At 61.1% G+C, this 25,286-nt stretch carries 22 protein-coding genes; 8 read left to right on the forward strand and 14 right to left on the reverse strand.

The genetic code is table 11. From position 1 onward, the window contains the following. Nucleotides 1-48 precede the first annotated feature (48 nt). The 5 genes from FHT70_RS13255 to FHT70_RS13275 all read left to right on the forward strand — a co-directional run bounded on the left by FHT70_RS13255 (nucleotide 49) and on the right by FHT70_RS13275 (nucleotide 5,033). On the forward strand, nucleotides 49-921 hold the full coding sequence (locus FHT70_RS13255; RefSeq protein WP_085778818.1) for a MurR/RpiR family transcriptional regulator: 873 nt from the start codon (nucleotides 49-51) through the stop codon (nucleotides 919-921). 188 nt (nucleotides 922-1,109) lie between these two features. Continuing rightward, nucleotides 1,110-2,213 (forward strand): ABC transporter substrate-binding protein, encoded by a 1,104-nt coding sequence (locus tag FHT70_RS13260; RefSeq protein ID WP_097597929.1) that lies wholly within the window; start codon nucleotides 1,110-1,112, stop codon nucleotides 2,211-2,213. 67 nt (nucleotides 2,214-2,280) lie between these two features. Further along, nucleotides 2,281-3,174: an ABC transporter permease subunit gene (locus FHT70_RS13265; protein ID WP_183701789.1), complete on the forward strand. Its 894-nt coding sequence runs from the start codon at nucleotides 2,281-2,283 to the stop codon at nucleotides 3,172-3,174. Continuing rightward, a complete protein-coding gene (locus FHT70_RS13270) occupies nucleotides 3,171-3,959 on the forward strand; it encodes an ABC transporter permease (protein WP_085778821.1) in 789 nt (262 codons plus the stop codon). The genes FHT70_RS13265 and FHT70_RS13270 overlap by 4 nt, the downstream gene beginning before the upstream one ends. 12 nt (nucleotides 3,960-3,971) lie before the next feature. Then, nucleotides 3,972-5,033 (forward strand): ABC transporter ATP-binding protein, encoded by a 1,062-nt coding sequence (locus FHT70_RS13275; protein WP_183701793.1) that lies wholly within the window; start codon nucleotides 3,972-3,974, stop codon nucleotides 5,031-5,033. 362 nt (nucleotides 5,034-5,395) lie between these two features. Here FHT70_RS13275 and FHT70_RS13280 read toward each other — a convergent pair whose 3' ends face one another. From FHT70_RS13280 to FHT70_RS13300, 5 genes are all read right to left on the reverse strand, one after another. Next, nucleotides 5,396-6,397 carry an ABC transporter ATP-binding protein gene (locus FHT70_RS13280; RefSeq protein ID WP_183701796.1) on the reverse strand — a complete coding sequence of 334 codons (1,002 nt, stop codon included), beginning with the start codon at nucleotides 6,395-6,397 and terminating at the stop codon, nucleotides 5,396-5,398. Between the two features lie 10 nt (nucleotides 6,398-6,407). Further along, nucleotides 6,408-7,469, reverse strand: coding sequence for a Gfo/Idh/MocA family oxidoreductase (locus FHT70_RS13285; RefSeq protein WP_183701799.1), 1,062 nt, complete (start codon nucleotides 7,467-7,469; stop codon nucleotides 6,408-6,410). Further along, nucleotides 7,466-8,305 (reverse strand): carbohydrate ABC transporter permease, encoded by an 840-nt coding sequence (locus FHT70_RS13290; protein ID WP_097597924.1) that lies wholly within the window; start codon nucleotides 8,303-8,305, stop codon nucleotides 7,466-7,468. The genes FHT70_RS13285 and FHT70_RS13290 overlap by 4 nt, the downstream gene beginning before the upstream one ends. Before the next feature lie 9 nt (nucleotides 8,306-8,314). Then, nucleotides 8,315-9,262, reverse strand: coding sequence for a sugar ABC transporter permease (locus FHT70_RS13295; protein WP_097597923.1), 948 nt, complete (start codon nucleotides 9,260-9,262; stop codon nucleotides 8,315-8,317). Nucleotides 9,263-9,480: 218 nt separating this feature from the next. Further along, complete coding sequence (locus FHT70_RS13300) at nucleotides 9,481-10,740, reverse strand: ABC transporter substrate-binding protein (RefSeq protein ID WP_183701802.1); 1,260 nt, start codon at nucleotides 10,738-10,740, stop codon at nucleotides 9,481-9,483. Nucleotides 10,741-11,257: 517 nt separating this feature from the next. Between FHT70_RS13300 and FHT70_RS13305 the strand changes: the two genes are divergently transcribed. Further along, on the forward strand, nucleotides 11,258-12,142 hold the full coding sequence (locus FHT70_RS13305; RefSeq protein WP_183701805.1) for an N-acetylglucosamine kinase: 885 nt from the start codon (nucleotides 11,258-11,260) through the stop codon (nucleotides 12,140-12,142). Beyond that, nucleotides 12,139-12,903 (forward strand): GntR family transcriptional regulator, encoded by a 765-nt coding sequence (locus FHT70_RS13310; RefSeq protein ID WP_183701808.1) that lies wholly within the window; start codon nucleotides 12,139-12,141, stop codon nucleotides 12,901-12,903. The genes FHT70_RS13305 and FHT70_RS13310 overlap by 4 nt, the downstream gene beginning before the upstream one ends. Before the next feature lie 73 nt (nucleotides 12,904-12,976). Here FHT70_RS13310 and FHT70_RS13315 read toward each other — a convergent pair whose 3' ends face one another. Together FHT70_RS13315 and metH are read right to left on the reverse strand one after the other, a co-directional pair. Then, nucleotides 12,977-13,210, reverse strand: coding sequence for a type II toxin-antitoxin system prevent-host-death family antitoxin (locus FHT70_RS13315; protein WP_183701811.1), 234 nt, complete (start codon nucleotides 13,208-13,210; stop codon nucleotides 12,977-12,979). A 182-nt stretch (nucleotides 13,211-13,392) separates the two neighbouring features. Next, nucleotides 13,393-17,166: a methionine synthase gene (metH, locus tag FHT70_RS13320; RefSeq protein WP_183701814.1), complete on the reverse strand. Its 3,774-nt coding sequence runs from the start codon at nucleotides 17,164-17,166 to the stop codon at nucleotides 13,393-13,395. Between the two features lie 168 nt (nucleotides 17,167-17,334). On the opposite strand from metH, the gene FHT70_RS13325 reads away from it, so the two are divergent. Further along, on the forward strand, nucleotides 17,335-18,594 hold the full coding sequence (locus tag FHT70_RS13325) for an AGE family epimerase/isomerase (RefSeq protein WP_183701817.1): 1,260 nt from the start codon (nucleotides 17,335-17,337) through the stop codon (nucleotides 18,592-18,594). 64 nt (nucleotides 18,595-18,658) lie between these two features. On the opposite strand, the gene FHT70_RS13330 is transcribed toward FHT70_RS13325, so the two are convergent. From FHT70_RS13330 to FHT70_RS13360, 7 genes are all read right to left on the reverse strand, one after another. Beyond that, complete coding sequence (locus FHT70_RS13330) at nucleotides 18,659-19,153, reverse strand: heme-degrading domain-containing protein (protein WP_011426147.1); 495 nt, start codon at nucleotides 19,151-19,153, stop codon at nucleotides 18,659-18,661. An 87-nt stretch (nucleotides 19,154-19,240) separates the two neighbouring features. Then, nucleotides 19,241-19,852, reverse strand: coding sequence for a flavin reductase family protein (locus FHT70_RS13335; protein WP_097597916.1), 612 nt, complete (start codon nucleotides 19,850-19,852; stop codon nucleotides 19,241-19,243). Nucleotides 19,853-19,855: 3 nt separating this feature from the next. After that, entirely contained in the window at nucleotides 19,856-20,599 is a 744-nt protein-coding gene (locus tag FHT70_RS13340) for an aspartate/glutamate racemase family protein (RefSeq protein WP_183701820.1), read from the reverse strand. Nucleotide 20,600: 1 nt separating this feature from the next. Further along, nucleotides 20,601-21,422, reverse strand: a complete 822-nt coding sequence (locus FHT70_RS13345) for an ABC transporter permease (protein ID WP_097597914.1) — start codon at nucleotides 21,420-21,422, stop codon at nucleotides 20,601-20,603. 1 nt (nucleotide 21,423) lies between these two features. Further along, complete coding sequence (locus FHT70_RS13350) at nucleotides 21,424-22,338, reverse strand: ABC transporter permease (RefSeq protein WP_183701823.1); 915 nt, start codon at nucleotides 22,336-22,338, stop codon at nucleotides 21,424-21,426. Between the two features lie 253 nt (nucleotides 22,339-22,591). Continuing rightward, the gene (locus FHT70_RS13355) at nucleotides 22,592-23,890 is read right to left on the reverse strand and encodes a PotD/PotF family extracellular solute-binding protein (protein ID WP_183701826.1); all 1,299 of its coding nucleotides are present in this window, start codon (nucleotides 23,888-23,890) and stop codon (nucleotides 22,592-22,594) included. A 45-nt stretch (nucleotides 23,891-23,935) separates the two neighbouring features. Then, nucleotides 23,936-25,024 carry an ABC transporter ATP-binding protein gene (locus FHT70_RS13360; protein WP_085778837.1) on the reverse strand — a complete coding sequence of 363 codons (1,089 nt, stop codon included), beginning with the start codon at nucleotides 25,022-25,024 and terminating at the stop codon, nucleotides 23,936-23,938. Between the last annotated feature and the right edge of the window lie 262 nt (nucleotides 25,025-25,286).

Genomic DNA, 25,286 nt, shown 5'->3' on the forward strand with positions numbered 1-25,286 from the left:
CTTTGGTCGGAGGAGTGGCGCCAGACCACCCCCGGGGAGCAAGATCAAGTGACCACTGCGTCGAAGACGGTTTCGGACGTCATACATTCGCATCTCGGCGTGTTGACACGTGCCGAGAAACAATTGGCGGAAAGCCTTCTCGACAATTATCCGGTTTCCGGCCTCGGCAGCATCACCACGATCGCAGAGAACGCCGGCGTTTCGACACCGACCGTCGTGCGGATGGTGCAGAAGCTCGGTTTCAAGGGCTATCCCGATTTTCAGGCGCGCCTGCATCAGGAGGTCGAAGCGACGATTTCCAATCCCATCACCAAGCACGATCGCTGGGCGCAAAACGCGCCGGGCACTCATATCCTCAACCGTTTCGCCGATGCCATCATGGGCAATCTGCGCCAGACACTGACCGATCTCGATACGGCGACCTTCGACAGCGTCGCCTCGCTGCTGTCGGATCGCAAGCGCGGCCTCTATTTCGTCGGCGGCCGCATCACCGGCGCGCTGGCCGAGTATTTCTTCACCCATATGCAGGTCATCCGGCCGGCCACGACACTGCTGTCGTCCAATTCCAGCAGCTGGCCGCAATATGCCCTCAACATGAACGCCGGCGACATCCTGATCATCTTCGATATCCGCCGCTATGAGCAGGAAATGGTCAGCCTTGCCACCGCCGCCCGCAAGCGCGGTGCCGAAATCGTCGTCTTCACCGACCAATGGGCCTCGCCCGCTGCCAAACTCGCGCGGCACGCTTTCCGCGTCCGCATCGAAGCGCCATCGGCCTGGGATTCGTCGGTCGTCACTCTTTTCATCGTCGAGGCTCTGATCGAGGCCGTCCAGAATTCCACCTGGGACGAGACGAAGGAGCGCATGAAGACGCTGGAAGGGCTGTTCGAGCAGAGCAGGCTTTTCCGCAAACCGGGTTAAGAGGGAAAGGCTAAAAGAGAGGGAAAAACAAACGCGGACTTGGCGGAAGTGAACGATGCCGTCGCAAATGAAACATCAGTCACAAGCGCCTGCTGTTCCGGCAAAACTAACGTCATCCAACCGTCACACAAGCTTCATGTAAGCTGATTAACAGCATCGCCAGACACTGAAACCGAAGGAGAACAACAGTGATCTCTAACATTTCTCGACTCCTGTCGCTTTCTACTGCGATGATCGTGGCTTCGACCGCGATTGCCGCCGCAGAACCGAGCGCAGAACTGATCGCCGCCGCCAAAAAGGAAGGCACGCTGACCACGATCGCTCTCCCGCACGACTGGTGCGGCTACGGCGAGGTCATTGCGGGCTTCAAGGCCAAGTACGGCCTCGAGGTCAACGAGCTGAACCCGGATGCCGGCTCGGGTGACGAAATCGAAGCGATCAAGGCCAACAAGGGCAACACCGGTCCGCAGGCCCCCGACGTCATCGACGTCGGCCTCTCCTTCGGCCCGTCCGCCAAGAAGGACGGTCTGATCCAGCCTTACAAGGTCTCCACCTGGGATTCGATCCCGGATACAGCAAAGGATCCGGAAGGCTACTGGTACGGCGACTACTACGGCGTTCTCTCGTTTCTCGTGAACAAGGACCTCGTCAAGGAATCGCCGGCCGACTGGGCCGACCTGAAGAAGAGCGACTACGCGAACAGTGTCGCGCTGGCAGGTGACCCGCGCACCGCCAACCAGGCTGTCCAGGGCGTCTATGCTGCTGGTCTTTCGGCATCTGGCGGCGACGCCGCAAAGGCAGGCGAAGAAGGCCTGAAATTCTTCGCCGAACTCAACAAGAACGGCAACTTCGTCCCCGTCGTCGGCAAGGCCGCTCCCTTCGCACAGGGATCCACGCCGATCATCGTCGCCTGGGACTACAACGCGCTCTCTTGGGGTGAAAGCCTGAAGGGCAATCCTCCGTTCGAAGTCGTCGTTCCGAAGACGGGTGTCGTCGCCGGCGTTTATGTCCAGGCAATCTCCGCCTTCGCTCCGCACCCGAATGCTGCCAAGCTCTGGATGGAATATCTCTATTCCGACGAAGGTCAGCTCGGCTGGCTGAAGGGCTATTGCCACCCGATCCGCTTCAACGATCTTGCCAAGAACAACAAGATCCCGAAGGAACTGCTCGATAAGCTGCCGCCGGCAGCAGCCTATGAAAAGGCCGTCTTCCCGACGCTCGAAGAGCAAGCGGCAGGCAAGGAAACCATCACCAAGAACTGGGATTCCGTCGTCGGCGCCAACGTTAAGTAAACTCCGATCCGGCCTCCCCGCCCCAAGGGCGGGGAGGCTTTCTCACTCCGATGCCCAGGATGAGCTCATGAGTACCGTTTCAACGCCGATGGTGAGCAGCGCCCCCTTGATCAACAAAGACCGCGTGATCGACTGGCTGGGCATTGCGCCCTTCATCATTTTTTCTCTGCTGTTCCTGATCGTCCCCACGCTCTATCTTGTGGCGGGCGCATTCCTGACGCCCGAGGGCGATTTCACGCTGAAGAATATCGGCGATCTTTTTACTCCATCGATCATGAGCGCCTACTGGATCAGTATCAAGGTCTCGGTGGCATCCGCCCTTGGCGGCGCGCTGATCGGATTTTTTCTCGCCTGGGCCGTCGTGCTCGGTGGTCTGCCCGCCTCGGTGCGCTCGACGCTTTTGACCTTTTCCGGCGTAGCCTCGAATTTCGCCGGCGTGCCGCTTGCCTTCGCCTTCCTGGCGACGCTCGGCCGCACCGGCCTCGTGACGGTATTCCTGCGGGAATGGTTCGGCTTCAATCTCTACGGCACCGGCTTCAACCTTCTGTCCTTCTTCGGCCTAACCATCACCTATATGTATTTTCAGATCCCGCTGATGGTGCTGATCCTGACGCCGGCGCTCGACGGCATGAAGAAGGAATGGCGCGAGGCCTCCGAGATTCTAGGCGCCACCAACCGCCAATATTGGATGATGGTCGCCCTGCCGATCCTGTGGCCGAGCCTGCTCGGCACCACGCTGCTTCTCTTCGCCAACGCCTTCGGCGCCATTGCCACCGCCTTCGCGCTGACTGGCAGCTCGCTCAACATCGTGCCGATCCTGCTCTACGCGCAGATCCGGGGCGACGTTCTGCACAATGCCAATCTTGGTTACGCCATTGCGCTCGGCATGATCGTCATCACAGGCGTCTCCAACGTCCTTTACCTCATGCTGCGCATGCGCGCCGAGCGGTGGCAGAAATGAAAACACAACGTCTTGGAGCCTGGATCGCCATCATTCTCGGCGCATCCTATTTCATCATTCCGCTGATCGGCACGATCGAATTTTCGCTGCGCATGCGCCGCGGCGAATACAGCCTCGACGCCTATCAGTCGGTTTTCTCGGACATACAATTTCGCGAGACCTTCGGCTACTCCATGCTGATGGCATTGCTCACCATCGTCTTCGGCATGCTGCTCGTGGTGCCGACGGCCTACTGGGTGCGGCTGCGCCTGCCGCAGATGCGTCCCGTCGTCGAGTTCATCACGCTGCTGCCGCTCGTCATTCCGGCGATCGTCATCGTCTTCGGCTACCTCAGAATGTACAATTCGTCATCCTACTTGCCGCTGACGGGTTCGACGACCGGGACCAACGCCCTGCTGGTCTTCTCCTATATCACGCTGTCCCTGCCCTACATGTACCGCGCCGTCGATACTGCCATGCGCGCCATCGATGTCCGTACGTTGACGGAAGCGGCCGAAAGCCTCGGCGCCCGCTGGACGACCATCATGTTCCGCTGCATCTTCCCGAATGTCATGAGCGGCGTACTCTCCGGCGCCTTCATCACATTGGCGATCGTCATGGGCGAGTTCACCTTCGCCGCATTGCTCAACCGTCCGGCCTTCGGCCCCTATTTGCAGCTCGTCGGCGCCAACAAGGCCTATGAACCTTCGGCGCTCGCCGTCATTGCTTTCTCGATCACCTGGCTCAGCATGGGCCTGCTCAATCTCGTTTCCCGCTTCGGCAAAGCCCGCCCGGCAAAGGCTTAAGGTAACCGGCTCATGTCTTTCCTCACTCTGAATAACATCCAGAAATCCTTCGGCCCGGTTCAGGTCGTCAAGAATTTCAACATGAACATCGAGAAGGGCGAATTCATCTCCTTCCTCGGCCCGTCAGGCTGCGGCAAGACCACCGTCCTGCGCATGATCGCCGGCTTCGAAACCCCGACCGGCGGCACGCTGACCATCAACGGCAAGGATCAGAGCGCGCTGAAGCCGAACCAGCGCAATATCGGCATGGTCTTCCAGGCCTATGCCCTGTTCCCCAACATGTCGGTGCACGACAACGTCGCCTTCGGCCTCAAGGTTGCCGGCGCGCCGAAGCCGGAGATCGACGCCCGCGTCAAGGAAATGCTCGGCCTGATCAAGCTTGATCATCTCGCCGACCGTTACCCGTATCAGCTATCGGGCGGCCAGCAACAGCGCGTGGCACTTGCCCGCGCGCTCGCCGTTAAACCGCAGGTGCTGCTGCTCGACGAACCCCTCTCCGCCCTCGATGCCAAAATTCGCGTGTCACTGCGCGAGGAAATCCGCCAGATCCAGCAGCAGCTCGGCATCACCACTGTCTTCGTCACCCACGACCAGGAAGAGGCGCTGTCGATTTCCGATCGCATCGTCGTCATGAATGCCGGCAAGGCCGACCAGATCGGCTCGCCCTTCGACATCTACAACAAGCCGGCCACGCGCTTCGTCGCCTCCTTCGTCGGCACGCTGAACCTGATTGAGGCCAAAGTCGTCGATCCGGATACCAACCTCATCCAGATCGGCGATCAGAAGATCACCCTGAAACAGTCGGTCGCAGCCCACAAGGCGGGCGAGACCATCTCGCTGGCGCTGCGCCCGGAAGCAGGCTCGCTCTCCGACACTGCCAGAAGCGATACGGCGCTCACCGGCCAGGTCGTCTCCGCCCACTTCCTCGGTTCGGTCATCCGCACCCGCATGAATGTCGGCGGCAACGTCATTTCCTTCGACATGTTCAACAGCCCCGGCGTCACTCCACCGCAGGCCGGCGAAACCGTGACGCTGCGCTTCATGGCTGCCGATTTGCTGATCATCCGCGACTGAGTTCACCAATATAGCTCACCCAAGAGGCGCCGCGAAACGGCGCCTTTTCATTGTTTGGAATATCGAGGAGAGGTCGTGACCGCCTGAAACACCCGGCGCGGTGTACCTCTCTACGCCGGGGGCAGGTTTGGCTTGAGCGCCAACCCCACTCTCCGTCATCCCAGGCCTTGAGCTGCCTTTGAGCCTGGGGTCCATGCCCGTAGCTGCTGATGGATGCGGTTTGGATGCTCGGCTCAAGGCCGAGCATGCCGGAGTGTGGGGTTGGCTGGTGGAACAATCGCGCGCAGACCCTCATGTCAGGCATGCCACCTGTCAGTGAACCCACAATGCCGGCTATCGCCAAACGATTGACAATGCCGCTCTCACCGAATCGCCCGGTCGTCCGCGTCAAAGCGATGCACACGCGCTTGATCCGGCGTCGCATAGACGATCTCATCGGGCTCATACTGGTGCTCGCCGAAAAGGCGCGCAGTCAGCAGGCCGCACTGCTCGGATTCCAGATAGATGATCGTGTCGGCGCCGAGATGCTCGACATGCACGACCTTCGCACGCCACGTCCCCTGCTCGCGCGACAGCGTCATGTGTTCGGGACGCACACCGATCGTCTTGGCGCTATGATCGCCCACCTTGTCGCCGGGGACGAAATTCATCTGCGGCGAGCCGATGAAGCCGGCGACGAAGACGTTGGCCGGGCGGTTGTAAAGCTCCATCGGCGAGCCGATCTGCTCGATCGAGCCGGCATTCAGCACGACGATCTTGTCGGCAAGCGTCATCGCCTCCACCTGGTCGTGGGTGACGTAGATCATCGTCGCCTTCAGGCCGCGGTGCAGCCGGGCGATTTCGAGCCGGGTCTGGACACGCAGCGCCGCGTCAAGGTTGGACAGCGGCTCATCGAACAGGAAGAGTTCCGGTTCGCGCACGATGGCGCGGCCGATCGCGACGCGCTGCCGCTGACCGCCGGAGAGCTCGGCTGGCCGCCGCCCTAGATAAGGCGCAAGCGAGAGCATGCCGGACGCCTTGCCGACCCGCTTGTCGATCTCGTCCTTGGCCGTTCCCGCCTGTTTGAGGCCGAGTCCCATATTGTCCTTGACCGTCAGGTGCGGATAGAGCGCATAGGACTGGAACACCATGGCGATGCCGCGCTTGGCCGGCGGCGTCAGCGTCTCGTCGCGGCCGTTGATGACGACGGCGCCCGAGGTCACGTCCTCGAGGCCGGCGATGCTGCGCAACAGCGTTGATTTTCCGCAGCCGGACGGCCCGACGAAGATGACGAATTCGCCGTCCTTTACTTCGAGATCAATGCCTTTCAGCACCTCATGCGTGCCATAGGTCTTGCGGATGGATTTGAGTTGAAGCGATCCCACTATCTTTCCCTTACAATCTGACCGGCTGGCCGGTACGCACGCTCTCGTCGGCGGCAAGGCAGATGCGCAGCGACGCCACCGCATCCGCCATATGGCGATCGAGGTTCAGATCCTCGCGGATCGCCCTCAGCATGAAGGCCTGTTCCAGGTCGCAGAGCGCCTGATGACCAGGCTCGCCTGTCATCCTCATATCCTGGTCGGGCCTGATGAATTTGCCGTCCGGGCCGGTTTCAGCCGTGTGCAGACGGATCACCGAGGTCTTGGTGTGCGTGTCTATATCGTCGGACTTGGCATTCGGATCCATGACGATCGACACCGCGCCCTTCGGCGACATTACATCCTTCACGAAAAAGGCTGTCTCGGAGATCATCGGTCCCCAGCCGGCCTCATACCAGCCGACCGAACCGTCCTCGAAAAGCACCTGTAGGTGGCCGTAATTATACATGTCGGCGGCGATTTCATCGGAGAGACGCAGCCCCATGCCGCGCACCTCGACGGCTCTCGCATCGGTGATCTGGCACATGACGTCGACATAATGCACGCCGCAATCGACGATCGGCGGGGTCGTGCGCATCAGCGACTTGTGCGTCGCCCAGGTCGGACCGCTGGACTGCTGGTTGAGGTTCATGCGGAAGACGTAAGGCGGGCCGAGCTTGCGCGCCTCTGCTATCAGCTTCATCCAGGACGGATGATGGCGGAGGATATAGCCGATCACCAGCTTTCGCCCCGCCTTCTCCGCTGCCGCAACGACCCGCTCGGCATCGGCGACGGTGGTCGCCAGCGGCTTTTCCACGAAGACATGACAACCGGCCTCGAAGGCGGCGACGGCATAATCGGCATGGCTGTCGGAATAGGTGTTGATCGAGCAGAGATCCGGCTTCAGCTCCGCAAGCGCCGTCGCGAAGTCGGGATGAACAGTATAGCCCTGCAGCGCGGGCTCCAACTCCGGTGTCGAGCGATTGACGAGACCGACGATTTCGAAGCCGGGATTGTTGTGATAGGCGAGCGCGTGGCTGCGGCCCATATTGCCGAGGCCCGCAACGACGACGCGGATCGGTTTCTCCTGGCTCATTTGACGGCTCCCGACGTGATGCCGCGGATCAGCTGCCGCGAGAAGATGACGTAAAGGATCAGGATCGGCAGGATGGCTAGCGACAGGGCCGCCAGCACCGCATTCCAGTTGGTGACGAACTGGCCGATGAAGATCTGCGAACCGAGCGTCACCGTCTTGGTGCTTTCGGCAGGCGCCAGGATCAGCGGGAACCAGAGGTCGTTCCAGATCGGAATCATGGTGAAGACGGCGACTGTCGCCATGGCCGGGCGCACCAGCGGCAGCACCAGGCGGAAGAAGATCGCATATTCGGAAAGCCCGTCGATGCGCCCGGCATTCTTCAGATCGTCCGAAACCGTGCGCATGAATTCCGACAGGATGAAGATCGCCAGCGGTATGCCCTGCGCGGTATAGACGAGGACGAGCGCCGTCAGCGTATTGACGAGACCGGCCGCCACCATGCCCTGCAGGATCGCCACCGTGCCGAGGCGGATCGGGATCATGATGCCAATCGCCATGTAGAGCCCGAGCAGCAGATTGCCGCGGAAGCGGTATTCAGACAGAGCGAAGGCGGCCATGGCGCCGAACAGCAGCACCAGCAGGATCGAAACAACAGTCACAACGAAGCTGTTCTGGAAATAGGTGGCGAAATCGCCTTGCCCCAGCACCGTCTGGTAGCCGACGAGACTGAAGGTCGACGGCGTCGGGATCATCAGCGGTTCGCGGAAGATCGAGTTGCGATCCTTGAACGAGTTGACGATGGTCAGGAACACCGGAAACAGCGCGACCAGCGTATAGGCGCCGAGCGCCAAGTGCACGAGGCCGGTGCGGATCGGAGATGTGCGTGCCTTGGACATGCGCGCTCCTCAGAACTGGTAGCGACGCATGCGCCGCTGGATGACGAAGAGATAAAGCGAGACGCCGGCGAGAATGATGAGGAACATCACGGTCGCGATCGTCGCACCCATCGAGCGGTCACCGAGCTGCAGCTGGAAACCGAAGAAGGTGCGGTAAAGCAGTGTGCCGAGAATGTCGGTCGACATGTCGGGTCCGGCAAGCGCGCCCTGCACCGTGTAGATCAGGTCAAAGGCGTTGAAATTGCCGACGAAGGTCAGGATCGAGATGATGCCGATCGCCGGCAGGATGAGCGGCAGCTTGATCTTCCAGAACTGGGCCCAGCCGGTGACGCCGTCACATTCGGCCGCCTCGATCACCTCTTCGGGAATGCTAAGCAGCGCTGCATAGATCAGCATCATCGGAATGCCGATGTACTGCCAATTGGAGATCAGCGACACGGCGATCAGCGCCGAACCCGGCTTGCCGAGCCACGGCGCGAACAGGAATTTCAAGCCGATGAGGTCGAGCATCCAGGGCGCCACACCCCAGATCGGCGACAGGATCAGCTTCCAGATGAAGCCGACGATGACGAAGGAGAGCAGCGTCGGCAGGAATATCGCCGTGCGGTAGAAGGCGACGCCTCGCAGCTTCGGTACCGAAAGAAGGGCTGCGAGCGCAATGCCGATCGGGTTCTGCACGCACATGTGGATGGCGAAGAAGATCACGTTGTTGACGAGGGCGTTCCAGAAATCATGCGCCCAGCGGGGATCGCCGAACAGCACCTTGAAATTCGCAAGCCCGACGAAGGCCGGCTGCCCGTCGACAGTGTTATAGAGCGAGAGCCTCAGCGTTTCGATGAGCGGCAGCACCATGACAGCGGAGTAGACGATCACCGCAGGCAGCATGAAAATGAAGATGTGCCAGCGCACCGGGCGCTTGATCGGGACGATATCGGCCGCGTTGTCGGTTTCGCTCATGGCTTTTGCCTGTTCTTGTCGCCTCGCCGCAATCTTGCTGGCGCAGATGGAAAATGTTGCGCCTCACCCGAACTCTCTGCGCTTGGCAAGAGAGGAAACGCCTGCTGGGGATGCGATAACGGGCTGGGAGGTCGCTGCGAGTCTCCTTCTCCCCGCAAGCGGGGAGAAGGTGGCCGGCAGGCCGGATGAGGGGCCGCAAACGCCACCCCTGATCACATTCACTTGGCCGGCTTGTACCAGCTATCGAGGCCCTTCTGCAGCTTCTCGGCGGCGACCTGCGGCGTATCCGTGCCGTTGATCACATTGGCCGATTCGACCCAGGTCTCGTTCTCGAGGTTCGGCGTGCCGCGCGACAGGATCTGGTAGGTCGAGCGGACGGTCGACTTGTAGGGGCCGCGCCAGGAAACGAACTCCTGAGCGAGCGGATCGGACATCTTCACCGGGCTGGAGTTCAGGCTGAAGAAGCCCGGCAGCGCGTTCGCATAGATATCGGCGAATTCGGGCGAAGCGATCCAGCTGAGGAACTTCTTGGCTTCCTCAGGATGCGTGCTCTTCGCGTTCAGGGCGACGCCGATATCAGGATGATCGGAAATATAGCCCTGGTCGCCTGCCTTCGGAACCGGCGGCGGGAAAGCGCCCATCTTGAACTGCGCCTGCGTGTTGAAGAGCGCGATCTCCCACGAACCGGCCGGGTAGATGGCGGCGCGGCCCAGCGTGAAGAGGTTCTGGCTGTCCGAATAGGTCTGGGCCTCGAAACCATCGCCGAGATAAGGCTTCCACTTGGCAAGCTCTTCAAAGGGCTTGACCCATGCGGGATCGGTCAGTTTCTGCTTGCCTGCGATCAGGGCTAGGCGGCCCTCTTCACCCTTCCAGTAGTTCGGGCCGATGTTCTGGTAGCCCATGGTAGCGGCTTCCCAGAGATCCTTCGTGCCCATGGCGAGCGGAATATAGGTGCCATCGGCCTTGATCTTGTCGAGGGCTGCGTAGAATTCGTCCTGCGTCTTCGGCACGGAGATGCCGAGCTTGTCGAAGGCATCCTTGTTGTAGATGAAGCCGTGGATGACCGAAGCCATCGGCACGCAGAAGGTGGACTTGCCGTCGTCGGTCGTCCAAGCAGCCTTGGCGACCGGCGAGAAGTTCTCCATACCCGACAGGCTGGTGATGTCGACGAGCTGCTTCTTGTTGAAGAGTTCGAGCGAGGCGTCGAACGGACGGCAGGTAATAATATCGCCTGCGGAGCCGGCATCGAGCTTGGCGTTCAGCGAAGCGTTGTATTCGGTCGGCGCTGTCGGCGAGAAGACGATCTTGATGCCCGGGTTTTTCGCTTCGAACGCCGGAATGATCTTCTCCTGCCAGATCTGCAGGTCGTCGTTACGCCAGCTTTCGACGGTCAGCGTGACATCGGCGGCATGGACGAGACCTGCCGAGGTCAGCAGGCTTGAGGCAAGCAGCAGGCTTTTCAGAGCAGTGTTTTTCATTTCCCTCTCCTGTTTTTAGCGCCGAGGCGCCGTTTTCGATCTGAAACAAGCAATTGGCGCGCCTGAGGAAACGCCCAATGCCCCTTGGAGGGCCGCCAGCAACTGCCGGCCCCGAAAGCTCGATAGGCCGAAGGCGATCGCCTGCGGTCCGGCTGCGCACCTGCAGATAATCTGCACCGCGCGATGACTGAGGGGAAAGCTATGGATCCTAAATTATCCGACAGCCGACCAAGCCGGCGGATCATTCTCCGATCATCTTCGAAGCGGGTCCGGCTTGGCTTTGCTGCCGGGTTTCGTAGGCTTCGAAATGCTGTTCCCTTTTTCCGAATTAAGGCCAAAAAAATACCAATTGTCCAGATGAAATTTAACTTTTCGGCCTTCAAAAGTTCATTGAAAAATTTTGCTGAACAAAATCAACGCGATAAAAAGATAAATTTTTGCCGCCGCCCCCACTTGGTAAATGGTATTTTTTTGGTATTGTAAGAAAAACCAGGGAGAACGGCATATCGGAGGCCCGATGACGGAGCTTGCAATCGGCATAGACGGCGGCGGGACGAGCTGCCGGGCAGCGGTCGCGGATAGAAACGGCAACGTCCTTGGCCGCGGTAAGGCAGGCCCTGCCAATATCCTGTCCGACCTGAAAAACTCCCTGCTCAACATCGTCGAATCCGCCCGGCAGGCGCTCAGCGACGCTGGTCTCAACGCTGAAGCCCTATCCTCCGTTGTATCGGTCGTCGGCGTCGCGGGCGCCAACGTCTTGGACTACGGCAAACGAATCGAAAGAGCCCTGCCCTTTGCCCAAGGCTGTGTCGTCACCGATGCCTTGATCTCCCTACAGGGCGCGCTCGGCGATGCCGACGGCATCGTCGGCGCCTTCGGCACCGGTTCGGTCTATAATGCGCGAAGGGATGGCCGGCTGAAGGGCATCGGCGGCTGGGGCTTCGTTGTCGGCGACCAGGCAAGCGGCGCCCGCCTCGGCCGTGACCTCATGGAACGGTCGCTACTCGCCCGTGACGGGGTGCGCCCGGCATCGCCGATCACCGAAGCGGTCATGACCGAATACGGCAACGACCCGGAGCAGATCGTCAATTTCGCCCATACGGCACGTCCAACGGATTTTGCCCGTTACGCGCCCATGGTCTTCAAACATGCGGCAGAAGGCGACGTCGTCGCGGTCGGTATCGTCAGGGACGCCGCAACGGCGATCGGCGAAAGCCTCGACGCGCTGCTCTGGCCGGAATGCCCGTCGATCTGCCTGCTCGGCGGTCTTGCGGAAGCCTACGAGCCCTGGCTTTCCGAACGCTACAAGCCGCTGCTCGCCAGGCCGAAGAACGATGCCCTGCAGGGCGCGGTGGAACTCGCGGTCAAGCTCCTCAACAATCAGCGGAGAGGTGCGGCATGACCGACGATCTCGCCACCCTCCTGTCTTTGCAGCGCCTGCAGGCGGCGGGTACCGGCCCGCTCTATGTCAAGCTGCGCCGCACGCTCGAAGAAGCCGTGCGCACCGGCACGCTCGGCCACGGCGATGCGCTGCCGCCGGAACGCGACATCGCCGAATTTGCCGCCGTCAGCCGCGTCACCGTCCGCAAGGCGATCGACGACCTCGTCGCCGATGGCCTGCTGGTGCGCCGCCACGGCTCGGGCACCTTCGTCGCCAAACCAGTCTCCAAGGTCGAGCAGCGCCTGTCGCAGCTCACCTCTTTCACCGAGGACATGGCGCGCCGCGGCATGTCCTCCCGCTCCGAATGGCTGCACAAGGGCGTGCATACCCCATCGCCCGACGAAATGATGATCCTAGGCCTACCCGCCGGCATGAAGGTGTCGCGACTCTCGCGCCTGCGCATCGCCGACGACCAGCCATTGGCAATCGAAAACGCCAGCGTCTCCGGCGAATTCCTGCCGGACCCCTCCGCCGTCACCAATTCGCTCTATGCAGAACTGGAACGCCTCAACGTCCGCCCGGTACGCGCCGTACAGCGCATTTCGGCGACGAACATGAAGGAGACCGACGCCCAGCTTCTCGGCGTTCCTGTCGGTGCGGCCGGCCTGTCGATCGAGCGTATCTCCTACCTCGGCTCCGGCCGCGCCGTGGAATTCACCCGCTCGCTCTATCGCGGCGATGCCTATGACTTCGTGGCCGAGCTGACGATCGGCGTGAGCTGACGGCTTGAGGCTATCCAAATTATACGGATAATTCGGGCATCGAAGGCTGGAAACCTATCAAGCAGAAGCAAACTCAACCGATCCCTTTCCAGAGAGCGAGGGCGCCCTCGTCGATCGGCTCAAAGAAATCCGGCCCGTCTCCTAAGACTTGCCCTTTGAGCAGGCCAATTTTGAAGGAGGATCGTACAACCGGAACAAGCTTCACCACGGGCTTCCGCCCTTTGGTGATCACCACCTCCTCACCGGAAAGAGCGGCATCGATCAATTTCGACAGACTGGCCTTTGCGGCTCGGATGGTTACTTGCACTGCGGCCTCATTCCCTCACCTAGCTAAGGATGCATTCCATCGTCATTTCCGCTATCGAATTCGAACCGCCTGACCACGGGAAATTATCGCGCCACATCAAAAGCATGAAGCCGGAAAGTGAATCATTTTCCGGCTTCATCATCTGTTGATTCATTGCATTAAGAACGGCAACGAGCGCACCTCTACGCCGCGTCGTCGATCTCCTCGTCCGTCTTGCGCGGCACGTAGTTCAGTACCGGCCCGAGCCAGCGCTCGACTTCGGCAATCTCCATGCCCTTGCGCTTGGCATAGTCTTCCACCTGATCCCGCTCCACCTTGGCGACGCCGAAATAATAGGAGTCGGGGTGGCCGATATAGAGGCCGGATACGGACGAGCCGGGCCACATCGCATAGCTCTCGGTCAGCTTCACACCAGCCGCCTTTTCCGCATCGAGCAGCTTGAAGAGCGTTGCCTTTTCCGTGTGGTCGGGCTGAGCGGGGTAACCCGGCGCCGGGCGGATACCGGCATAGGCTTCGCCGATGAGATCCTCGTTGCTGAGCTGCTCATCCCTCGCGTAACCCCAATATTCGCGCCGCACCTCTTCGTGCATGCGCTCGGCGAAGGCTTCGGCGAAGCGATCTGCCAGCGCCTTGACGAGAATCGAGGAGTAATCGTCGTTCGACCGCTCGAAGCGTTCGGCGATGGCGATTTCCTCGATTCCGGCTGTCACCACGAAACCGCCGACATAATCCTGGACCCCGCTCGTGACAGGTGCGACGAAGTCCGAAAGCGCGACATTCGCCCGTCCGTCCCGCTTCGAAAGCTGCTGTCGCAAGGTGTAGAAGGTGGCAAGCTCCTTGCTGCGGCTTTCGTCGGTGAAGAGGCGGATATCGTCGCCGACGGCGCCGGCCGGCCAGAAGCCGATGACGGCGCGCGGCCGGAACCACTTTTCGTCGATGATCTTTCTCAGCATGGCCTGGGCATCGGCCCAGAGCGCACGCGCCGCCTCGCCCTGCTTCTCGTCTTCGAGAATGGCGGGGAAACGGCCGCGCAATTCCCAAGTCTGGAAGAACGGCGTCCAGTCGATATATCTCGCGAGTTCGGCCAGATCGTAATCCTCGAACACCCGCGTACCGAAGAATTGCGGCTTCGTCGGCTGATAGGCCGACCAGTCGGTCTTGTGCGCGTTTTCGCGAGCCCGCGCCAAAGGCAGGCGCACCTTCTCCGCTTCGCTGCGGGCATGGGCAGCCGCCACCTTGGCATATTCGGCTCTTACATCGTCGACATAGCCCTGCCGGGTTTCCGGCGAGAGCAGCGCCGAGACGACGCCGACCGCGCGGCTCGCATCGGTGACATAGACCGCCTGGCCCTTGTTATAGCCCGGATGGATCTTCACGGCCGTATGCACGCGGCTGGTCGTGGCGCCGCCGATCAGCAGCGGGATCTCGAAGCCCTGCCGCTCCATCTCCGCCGCGACATGCACCATCTCGTCCAGCGACGGCGTGATCAGGCCGGAAAGACCGATGACATCGACCTTTTCGGCGATCGCCGTTTCGAGGATCTTCGTTGCCGGCACCATGACGCCGAGATCGACGATCTCATAGTTGTTGCAGGCGAGCACGACGCCGACGATGTTCTTGCCGATATCGTGCACGTCGCCCTTGACGGTCGCCATCAGGATCTTGCCGGCCGACTGTCGGTCGTCGCCGCCGTTGAGGCGCTTTTCCTCTTCCATGTAGGGAAGCAGGACGGCGACGGCCTGCTTCATGACCCGCGCCGACTTGACCACCTGCGGCAGGAACATCTTGCCCGAGCCGAACAGGTCGCCGACGACATTCATGCCGGCCATCAGCGGCCCTTCGATGACGTGCAGCGGACGGGCCGCCTGCCGGCGCGCTTCTTCGGTATCGGCCTCGATATATTCGGTGATGCCGTTGACAAGCGCATGTTCGAGACGCTTCTCCACGCTCCATTCGCGCCAGGAGAGATCCTGAACACGACCCTCCTTTGCCCCGGCGCCACGGAAACGCTCGGCCACTTCGAGCAGCCGCTCGGTGCTGTCGGGACGGCGGTTCAGCACCACGTCCTCGCAGGCTTCGCGCAGCTCGGGATCGATGTTGTCATAGACCGCGAGCTGGCCGGCATTGACGATGCCCATGTCCATGCCCGCCTGGATGGCGTGATAGAGGAACACGGCATGCATCGCCTCGCGCACCGGCTCGTTGCCGCGGAAGGAGAAGGACAGGTTGGAGACACCGCCCGAGATATGCACGAGCGGCATGCGCTCACGGATCGTCCGCGTCGCCTCGATGAAGTCGACGCCGTAATTATTGTGCTCTTCGATGCCGGTCGCGACCGCGAAGATGTTCGGGTCGAAAATAATGTCCTCGGGCGGGAACCCGATCTTCTGGGTCAGCAGCTTATAGGCGCGCTCGCAGATTTCCACCTTGCGCTCATAACTGTCGGCTTGTCCCGTTTCGTCGAAGGCCATGACGACGACGGCCGCGCCGTAATTGCGCAGGAGCCGCGCCTGGGCGAGGAAATTCTCCTCGCCTTCCTTCAGCGAGATCGAGTTGACGATCGGCTTGCCCTGCACGCGCTTCAGGCCGGATTCGATGATCGAGAACTTGGAAGAGTCGATCATCACGGGCACGCGGGCGATGTCGGGCTCGGCAGCGATCAGGTTGAGGAATTCGACCATCGCCTTTTCGGAATCGATCAGGCCTTCGTCCATGTTGATGTCGATCACCTGCGCGCCGTTTTCCACCTGGTCGCGGGCGACATCTAGGGCTGCCGTGTAATCGGCATTGGTGATCAGCTTGCGGAACCTCGCCGAGCCGGTGACGTTGGTGCGCTCGCCGACATTGACGAAGGGAATGTCCTTGGTCAGCTCGAAGGGCTCGAGGCCCGACAACGACATGAAAGGACGATGCTCCGGGATCGGCCGCGGCTTGTATTTGGCGACAGTCTCGGCGATCGCCCGGATATGCTCCGGCGTCGAGCCGCAGCAGCCGCCGACAATATTGACCAGGCCTTCACGCGCGAAACTGTCGATCTGCGCCGCCATCAACTCCGGCGTTTCGTCATACTGGCCGAACTCGTTCGGCAGGCCGGCATTCGGATAGGCGCAGATGAAAGTATCGGCAACGCCCGAAAGCTCCTGCAGATGCGGACGCATCGCGTTCGCCCCGAGGGCGCAGTTCAACCCGATCGTAAAAGGATTGGCGTGGCGCACCGAGTTCCAGAAGGCTGACGGCGTCTGGCCGGAGAGCGTGCGGCCGGAAAGGTCGGTGATCGTGCCGGAGATCATCACCGGCAGGCGCACGCCCTTGGCCTCGAAGCGTTCCTCGCAGGCGAAGATCGCCGCCTTGGCATTCAGCGTGTCGAAGATCGTCTCGATCAGGATGATGTCGGCGCCGCCGTCGATCAGCCCGTCGATCTGCTCGCCATAGGCGTCCCTGAGATCGTCGAAGGTGACGGCGCGGAAACCGGGATTGTTGACGTCGGGCGAGATCGATGCGGTGCGGTTGGTCGGACCGATGGCGCCGGCGACGAAGCGGCGGCGGCCGTCCTCGCGTTCGGCGCGGATCGCCGCGCGGCGCACGATCTCGGCACCCTCCTTATTGAGGTCGTAGACGGCACCTTCCATCTGGTAATCGGCCTGGGCGATGCGGGTCGAGGAGAAGGTGTTGGTCTCCAGAATATCGGCGCCGGCCTTGGCATATTTGTAATGGATCTCTTCGATCGCATCCGGCTGGGTCAGGATCAGAAGATCGTTATTGCCCTTCTGATGGCAGGCGCAGCCGATGAAGCGGGTGCCGCGGAACTGGTCTTCGTCATAACCGAGCCCCTGGATCTGCGTGCCCATGGCGCCGTCGAGAACAAGGATGCGCTCGCTCGCGGCTTTCTTCAAAGCGGCGAAAACTTCACTGCCGTCACGCTTGCCCGTTTCCGGACCAAAGAGAGTATCAAACACGGGAGGGCTCCTTGACGTCGTAAGACCAGACTTCCAGATCACATAAAGATATCTTTATGTCAATATATGCCTGTCGATTTCGTGCTTTGCAAAGCTTCGCCGATGACAGGCTCGCACGAGCTCTATATAGGCCATTGCTAGGCTTGTGCACGAAATCGGAGGAGTATCATGGCACCCGCAACCGGCAACGCCGCGCTTGGAAACTGGACAAGCCGCGCCTATCACCGCAGCTGGCTGCTGGCGCAGGCAAATGGCCTCTTCGATTTCTTTCAGCACGATTCGATCAATCCCAAGGGTGGCTTCTACGATCTCGACGACACCGGCAGGCCGCTCGATGCCGAGGGCCAGGTGCGCGGCATCCATATTGCGGCGCGCGCGGTCCATTGTTTCTCGATAGGCGCCCTGCTCGGGCGTCCCGGCGCCTCCGACGTCGTCGATCACGGCATGGACTATCTCTGGAACCACCATCGTGACCGCAAGAACGGCGGCTACTTCTGGTCGCTCGACAATGACGGTCCGGTCGATTCCAACAAGCAGGGCTACGGCCACGCTTTCGTCCTGCTCGCCGCCTCCTCGGCAAAGACAATCGGGCATCCGCTGGCCGACGGTATGCTGGCCGATATCACCGAGATCCTGAACAAGAAGTTCTGGGAACCGCGCCACGGCGCGATCGCCGAGGAATTCACCGCCGACTGGCAGCCGCTCGACGGCGGCGCCTATCGCGGCCAGAATTCCAACATGCACCTGACCGAGGCGCTGATGGCGGCCTTTGAAGCCACCGGCGACAGGGATTACCTCGCCAAGGCCGAAAGCATCGCCGATCTCGTCATCCGCCGTGCGGCCGGTTCGGTCGACTGGCGCGTCGCCGAACATTTCGACGCCGAATGGAACCTCGACAAGGATTACTATCATCCAAACGAAATGTTCCGCCCGGCCGGCACGACGCCAGGCCACTGGTTAGAATGGGCGCGCCTCATCCTGCAGCTCTGGGCCCTCGGCGGCAAACGCATCGAATGGATGCCGGATGCGGCGAAAGCCCTTTTCGAACAATCCATGGCCCTCGGCTGGGACAATGACAAGGGCGGCTTCTTCTACACGCTCGACTGGGACGACAAACCGGCCAAGCGCAACAAGCTCTGGTGGCCGGCCTGCGAGGGTGCGGCTGCCGCGCATTTCCTCAATGAGCACCTGCCGAGCGACTATCACGAGGAATGCTACCGCAAGATCTGGAACGTGATCGAACGCGCCTTCATCGACCACAGGAACGGCGGCTGGCACGAGGAACTGACGGAGGATCTCGTTCCCTCGCACGGGCTCTTCCCCGGCAAGGGCGACATTTATCACGCGCTGCAGGCCTGCCTCATCCCGCTTTTCCCGGCAACGGGCAGCCTGACGAAGGGCATCGCCGAGGCCGGCGGCAGGCTCTGACGGCTGTTTCAGCGGGCGGCGCCGACCGTCCGGCGGTCGGATTGTTCCTGCAGATGCGGCCGCGTCACAGCGGAGAGAGCCGCAACGTATCGAGATCCTTCGCCAGCATCAATGCCAGGGCCTCGACCACAAGATTGTGGTCGTCACGCTGCGGCAGACCGGAGACGGTGACGGCGCCGATGCAACCCGTGCCTTTGACATTGATCGGAAAACTGCCGCCATGCGGCGCATAATCGGCGCCATCAAGCCCGTTGTCCTCGACCGTCTTGCCATCCTTGCTGAGCTTCAGGCCGGAGGCATAGCTGCTGCGAAAATAACGCAGCACCATGTTGCGCTTGCGCCTGACCCAATTGACGTTGTCCGGCGTCACGCCCGGGAGCGCGGCATAGAAGACCGGCATCGAATGCAGCGTCACATCGATTGCGATGCCGAGGCCGCGCTCGCTGGCGAGCTCCTGCAGAAGCTTGCCGAGCTGCCAGGCAGTGGTGAGATCGAAGGCATCGAAGCTCAGCGCCTTTTCCTGCTCGGCGATCCGACTGAGATCGTTGTCGATTGTCATGATAGGCGCTCCTCTCCTGCAATGATCCGCTGCAGACCATTCTCATCAGGAGAGAAAAAGTAAAGCAAAACTTGGCCTAAGGAGAAGTCAGAGCTTCGGCGTCAGCATTTCGAAACGGTCGCGGATGGTGGCGCAGGTATCGCCGCCCAATCGAGCAATGGCATCGACCGCGGCCGGATCGACATGCAGCCGTTCCGGATCGACGACGCCGTCGCGGTAATGCGCATAGACGATCTCACCGAGGATAATCTGCCGTGAGCGGCCGAGCTCCAGCGTCACATGCCGCCGGCATTCGAAGGCGGCCGGCGCCTCGGCGATAAAGGGCGACGCCACCTTCGCGCCAGGTATCGCCGTCAACCCCGCCTGCTTCAACTCGTCGACACCACGCGGATATTTCGCGCCGCAGACATGCATGGCCTCGGCGATGGCGAAGGAGACGATGTTGACCGTGAAGACCTCGGTCAGGCGAATATTGTGGCCGGTGTCCTTGAACGACATGTCGGCATTGTTCTCGACGCCGATCGCCAGGATCGGCGGATCGGCCGACAGGCAGTTGAAGAAGCTGAAGGGCGCGGCGTTGATCCGGCCATGTTCGTCGACCGTCGTCACCAGCGCGATCGGCCGCGGGATGATCGTGCCGATCATCAGCTTGTAACGCTCGCGCTCGCTGAGCTCTTTGAAATCGAAAGAGACCGCCATGGTTCAGCCGATTTTCGGGGCCGGCGAGAAACCGCTCATCGCGCCCATAAAGGGTTTCGGCAGCGGCGAGGCGTAGGAGCCGCGCTTGCTGGTGGAAAGCCCGAGCGACACCAGCGCCTCGGCTTGCTTGACGGCGGCCGCGACACCGTCGACGACGGGCACGCCGTAAGTCTCCTGCAATTCCCTGGCCAGATCGGTCATGCCGGCGCAGCCGAGCACGATCGCTTCGGCCCCGTCTTCGACAAGCGCCCGCTCAATCTCGGCCCTCAGCTTGCCGATCGCGCCCGAGGCCGCGTTTTCCAACTCCAGCACCGGAATATCAGAGGCGCGCACCTTCGCCCGGTCGCCCATGCCGTAGCGGCGTACCAGATTGTCGATCAGCACCCGCGACCGCTCCAGCGTCGTCACCACGGTGAAACGCTGCGCCAGGAAGCCCGCCGTGACCACGGCGGATTCGCAGAGACCGAGAATCGGTACATTGGCACAACTCCGCGCCGCTTCGAGCCCGGTATCGTCGAAGCAGGCAATCACCGCCGCGTCGTAACCCGCCGCCTGCCGCTCCTTAAGTTCCAAGAGCAGGCCAGGAATCGCCAGCGCCCCGTCATAATGTCCCTCGATGGAGACCGGCCCCATGCTGGATGTCGCGGCGACGATCTCCGTGCCGGACGCCGCCACCGCACGCGCGGCGGCCGCAGCCTTCTCGGTCATGGAGGCCGTGGTATTCGGATTGACGATGAGGATGCGCATATCAGTCTATCTTTGTCTGCCGCCGCCCCAGCATGGTCATGATGCCGAGCGCGATGAGAATGATGGTGAAAGAAAACAGCGTCGTCACCGTGCCGAGAGCGTAGAGCACCGGCGTCGTGACGTTGGTGGTCATACCGTAGATTTCGAGCGGCAGCGTATTGTAGCTGCCCGATGTCATCAATGTGCGCGCGAATTCGTCATAAGACAGCGTGAAGCCGAACAGCCCGACGCCGATCAGGCTCGGTGCGATCATCGGCAGCACGACGTGGCGGAAGGTTTGCCAGGAGGTGGCGCCAAGATCGCGGGCCGCCTCCTCGTAAGCGGGCGAGAAACGGTTGAAGACGGCAAACATGATCAATACGCCGAAGGGCAGCGTCCAGGTCAGATGTGCGCCGAAGGCCGAGGAATACCATGCGGGCTTGAGACCGCCCTCCTGAAAAACCACGCCGATGCCGAGCGAAATGATGATGGACGGCACGACCAGGCTGGCGACCGTGGCGTAGAACAGCACAGTCGAACCGCGGAAACGGCGGCGGAAGGCAAGGCCGGCCAGCAGCGACACGACGACGGTCACCACCATCACCATCAGCCCGAGGGTGAAGGAGCGACGGAACGAGGCACCGAAATCGCCGACCGCCTGCTTTTCGAACAGGTTGAAGAACCAGTGCGTGGAAACGCCGTTCATCGGGAAGGTCAGGCCACCATCCGGTCCCTGGAAGGAGAGGATCAGGATCGCCGAGAGCGGACCGTAGAGGAACAGCACGAAGACGACGAAGAAGATCGCCAGCAGATAGAATTCGAGGCCGCGTTTTTCGTGACTCATCTCAAAGCTCCTTGCGAATATCAACGACCCGCAGGATGGCGGCGACCATCAGCAGCACGACCGCAAGCAGCACCACCGCATTGGCGGCGGCCGCCGGATATTGCAGCAGCGACATCTGGTTCTTCATCATCAGCGCTACCGAGGCGCTCTGGCCGCCGGACATCACCTGCACAGTCGAAAAGTCCGCCATCACGAGCGTGACGACGAAGATCGTGCCGATCGCCATGCCGGGTTTGGCAAGCGGAATGACGACGTTCCACAGCACCTGCCAGCCCGATGCGCCGGCATCGCGCGCCGCCTCGAACAGCGACCGGTCGATGCGCATCAGCGTGTTGAAGATCGGCGTCACCATGAACAAGGTATAGAGATGCACCATGGCAAGCACGACGGCGAAATCGGAATAGAGCAGCCATTCGATCGGCTGCGGAATGATGCCCATCTTGATCAGCGCCGAATTGACCAGGCCGTTGCGTCCGAGCACCGGGATCCAGGAGATCATGCGAATGATGTTCGAGGTCATGAACGGCACGGTGCAGACGAGGAAGAGGATCATCTGCGTCGAAGTCTTGCGGATGTGGAATGCCAGGAAATAGGCGACCCAGAAGCCGATGACGAGCGTCAGCGCCCAGACGATGGCAGTGAATTTCAGCGTGTTGAGATAGGTCTTCCACGTCACCCATGAGCCGAGCGTGTCGGTGTAGTTCATGGTGAGGAAATCAGGATAGAGGCCGGCGAAGTCATAATCCCAGAAGCTGACGACAGCGATCATGGCGATCGGCAGCAGGAAGAAGAAGCCGAGGATGGCGATCAGCGGCGTCGCCTGGAGATAGGAGATGGTGGAGGGAGAGAGCCTCAGTCCACGCCTGCTGCGCACGCTCTGACCGCCCTCCTCCGTTTCCGCTGCGATGGTCGCCATATCCGGTTCTCCGTTCTGATTACGTCAAGCGGAAGAAGGCCCCGTGTCGCCCCCTCATCCGCCTGCCGGCACCTTCTCCCCGCTGGGGAGAAGAGAATCGCGGCGACGCCTGGGCCGCCGCAAGGCTTGCTTTCGTGGAGGGCTCAAAAGACCCCTCCCCAACCCTCCCCACAAGGGGGAGGGAGTTCTGTGCCGCGCGCTCACGGACTCCCTCCCCTTGTGGGGAGGGTTGGTGAGGGGAAGCGGTAACCGCTTAAGCCGCGATGAACTCGTTCCAGCGGCGGACCATGTAGCGGTCCTCGTCCATGACCGAGTTCCAGCAGGCGACCGCACCCATGCGGGCTTCGAAGGAACCGCCGTCGCGCACCGCACCGGCCTTTTCCATGACCTTGCCTTCGGGAGAGAGGATATCGCCCTGCGCCGGCTTGCCCTCGATCCAGTAACCCCATTCGTCTGCCGTCATGAAGTTCTTGGCCGTCTCCATGCAGGCGGAGTAGTAGCCCTGGCGGTTGAGATAACCGCCGACCCAGCCCGACGTATACCAGTTGATGTATTCGTACGCCGCATCGAGCTGTGCGCCCTTCAGATGCGAGGCAAGGCCGAGGCCGCCGCCCCAGGCGCGATAACCTTCCTTGAGCGGCTGGTATTTGCAGGCGATGCCCTTGGAGCGGACGGCGGCGACGGCCGGCGACCACATCGACTGGATGACGACCTCGCCCGAAGCCATCAGGTTGACCGACTCGTCGAAGCTCTTCCAGAAGGCACGGAACTGGCCGTCGCTCTTGGCCTTGATGAGGAATTCGATCGTCTTGTCGATCTCTTCCTTGGTCATGTTGCCCTTGTCGGCATATTTGATGTTGCCCATGGCTTCCATGATCATCGCCGCATCCATGATGCCGATCGACGGGATGTTGAGGATGGATGTCTTGCCCTTGAACTTGGGATCCATGATATCGGCCCAGGTGGTAATGTCGCGGCCGACGAGATCGGGACGAATGCCGAGCGTATCGGCATTGTAGATGGTGGGAACCATCGTCATCCACTGCGTCGGCTCCTTGGCGAACTTCTTTGCGCCCTGCGCCTCGACGAAGCCGACAGTGTGTGGTGCAGTGCCCTGGGCGATGACGCTGTCCGGCTTCATCTTGCCGTTGATGAAGAGCGGCACGATCTTGTCGTAATATTTGAGCTTCTTGACGTCCATCGGCTGCAGCACGCCTGTTGGAAATACCTTCTTGGCGATCCAGTATTCGATGTCGGCGATGTCGTAGCTGTCGGGCTGGGTGACGGCACGCTGGGCGGCAGCGTCGGAATCAGTCGCGGTCATCTCCAGCGTGATGCCGAGATCGGCTTTGCACTTCTCGGCGATGGCGTTGATGTTCGAAACGCCAGTGCCGAACTGGCGAAGCGTGATGTTCGTCTTCGCCCAGATCGTGGGAAAGCCGGTGATGGCTCCGGAGCCAGCGATGGCGCCGACGGCGGCAGCACCCGTCTTCAAGAGCGTGCGGCGGGAAAGACCCTTTTCCGCCTTAGTCGATGTCGTTTCAGTCGTCATGTCAGTTCCCCTTTTCTTGATGTGGAAGTTGATGTTTTTGATTGTTCATGCAGAGGCGCGGCCGAGAAGCACCGCATCCTCACGCTCCCAGCTGAGCGAGACCGCGTCGCCTACGGCGACCGGACGGGCGAAATAGTCGCTATCGTCAGCAATGACGGTGAAGTCGTCGCTGCCGGCGCCGAAAACGGTGATCTTCACCGAGGAGCCGCGATATTCGACGTTGGAGACTATGCCGTTGAAGCCGAGCGTCCACTCTGTCGCCACCTGCAGACGCACGCGATCGGTTCGGATGCCGATATCGACAGGTTCGCCGACTTCCCTGCCCTCGCCCCGCACGGAAAAGCTCTGCCCCTCCGGCACGGTCATGACGAGCATGCCGTCCGCGCTCGACGTCACCCGGCCGGACAAGACGTTGTGATCACCCATGAACCGCGCGACGAAGGCGGTTGCCGGCTTCTCGAAAACCTCGCGGGGTGCCGCCGCCTGCTCGATCCGGCCGTCATTCATGATGACGATGACGTCGGCGAGCGCCATCGCCTCTTCCTGGCTGTGGGTGACATGGACGAAGGTGATGCCGAGCGACTTCTGCAGCTTCTTGAGCTCTGCGCGCATACGGATCTTCAGGAAGGGGTCGAGCGCCGACAGTGGCTCGTCGAGCAGCAGCGCCTCCGGATCGGTAATCAAGGCGCGGGCCAGCGCCACACGTTGCTGCTGGCCGCCCGAAAGCTGAGCCGGACGCCTGTTGGCATAGGGCTCCATCTGCATCAGCTTCAGCATCTCAAGCGCCTTGGCCCGCCGCTCCGCCTTGTCGACGCCCTTCATCTTCAGGCTGAAGGCGACATTGTCGACCAGGTCGAGATGCGGGAAGAGCGCATAGGACTGGAACATCATAGCCGTGCCGCGCCTGGCAGGCGGAAGATCGGTGACGACCGTTTTGCCGAGCCTGATGTCGCCGGAAGAAATGCTCTCATGGCCGGCGATCATGCGCAGCGTCGAGGTCTTGCCGCAGCCCGACGGGCCGAGGAAGCAGCAATAGGAACCGGCCGGAATCTTCAGGCTGATCCCGTGCACGGCCGTCGTCGCTCCGTAGACCTTCGAAACGGATACTATATCGATCTCTGCCGCTTTCGACATCATGCCTTCCCCTGTTCGGGAAAGATGATGCATCTGCCGTGCCAATCGCTTCCAACGCCAACTAAGCCCTTAGCGGGAAAGGATTTTAACACTCAAAGCCGTGCAGGCCCATTTTATAAGCACCGCATCGTCTGCACATGATTTAGGCTATCGTCTGCAATTTACTCAAAAAATCGTATACAATTTAGCCGCCATTTCGATGACAAATTCCGTTTAACTTTTGCCGCGAAGCCGGGTATGGTTTGCCCGCCATCAGGGAATA

Origin of the sequence: Rhizobium sp. BK049, from assembly GCF_014193135.1 — a bacterium.
Lineage (GTDB): Bacteria > Pseudomonadota > Alphaproteobacteria > Rhizobiales > Rhizobiaceae > Rhizobium.

Coding starts and splice junctions, on each gene's coding strand:
- FHT70_RS13265 (WP_183701789.1), top strand. CDS start 2,281: ATGAGTACCGTTTCAACGCCGATGGTGAGCAGCGCCCCCTTGATCAAC.
- FHT70_RS13270 (WP_085778821.1), top strand. CDS start 3,171: ATGAAAACACAACGTCTTGGAGCCTGGATCGCCATCATTCTCGGCGCA.
- FHT70_RS13275 (WP_183701793.1), top strand. CDS start 3,972: ATGTCTTTCCTCACTCTGAATAACATCCAGAAATCCTTCGGCCCGGTT.
- FHT70_RS13285 (WP_183701799.1), bottom strand. CDS start 7,469: ATGAGCCAGGAGAAACCGATCCGCGTCGTCGTTGCGGGCCTCGGCAAT.
- FHT70_RS13290 (WP_097597924.1), bottom strand. CDS start 8,305: ATGTCCAAGGCACGCACATCTCCGATCCGCACCGGCCTCGTGCACTTG.
- FHT70_RS13295 (WP_097597923.1), bottom strand. CDS start 9,262: ATGAGCGAAACCGACAACGCGGCCGATATCGTCCCGATCAAGCGCCCG.
- FHT70_RS13300 (WP_183701802.1), bottom strand. CDS start 10,740: ATGAAAAACACTGCTCTGAAAAGCCTGCTGCTTGCCTCAAGCCTGCTG.
- FHT70_RS13305 (WP_183701805.1), top strand. CDS start 11,258: ATGACGGAGCTTGCAATCGGCATAGACGGCGGCGGGACGAGCTGCCGG.
- FHT70_RS13310 (WP_183701808.1), top strand. CDS start 12,139: ATGACCGACGATCTCGCCACCCTCCTGTCTTTGCAGCGCCTGCAGGCG.
- FHT70_RS13325 (WP_183701817.1), top strand. CDS start 17,335: ATGGCACCCGCAACCGGCAACGCCGCGCTTGGAAACTGGACAAGCCGC.
- FHT70_RS13330 (WP_011426147.1), bottom strand. CDS start 19,153: ATGACAATCGACAACGATCTCAGTCGGATCGCCGAGCAGGAAAAGGCG.
- FHT70_RS13335 (WP_097597916.1), bottom strand. CDS start 19,852: ATGGCGGTCTCTTTCGATTTCAAAGAGCTCAGCGAGCGCGAGCGTTAC.
- FHT70_RS13340 (WP_183701820.1), bottom strand. CDS start 20,599: ATGCGCATCCTCATCGTCAATCCGAATACCACGGCCTCCATGACCGAG.
- FHT70_RS13345 (WP_097597914.1), bottom strand. CDS start 21,422: ATGAGTCACGAAAAACGCGGCCTCGAATTCTATCTGCTGGCGATCTTC.
- FHT70_RS13350 (WP_183701823.1), bottom strand. CDS start 22,338: ATGGCGACCATCGCAGCGGAAACGGAGGAGGGCGGTCAGAGCGTGCGC.
- FHT70_RS13355 (WP_183701826.1), bottom strand. CDS start 23,890: ATGACGACTGAAACGACATCGACTAAGGCGGAAAAGGGTCTTTCCCGC.
- FHT70_RS13360 (WP_085778837.1), bottom strand. CDS start 25,024: ATGTCGAAAGCGGCAGAGATCGATATAGTATCCGTTTCGAAGGTCTAC.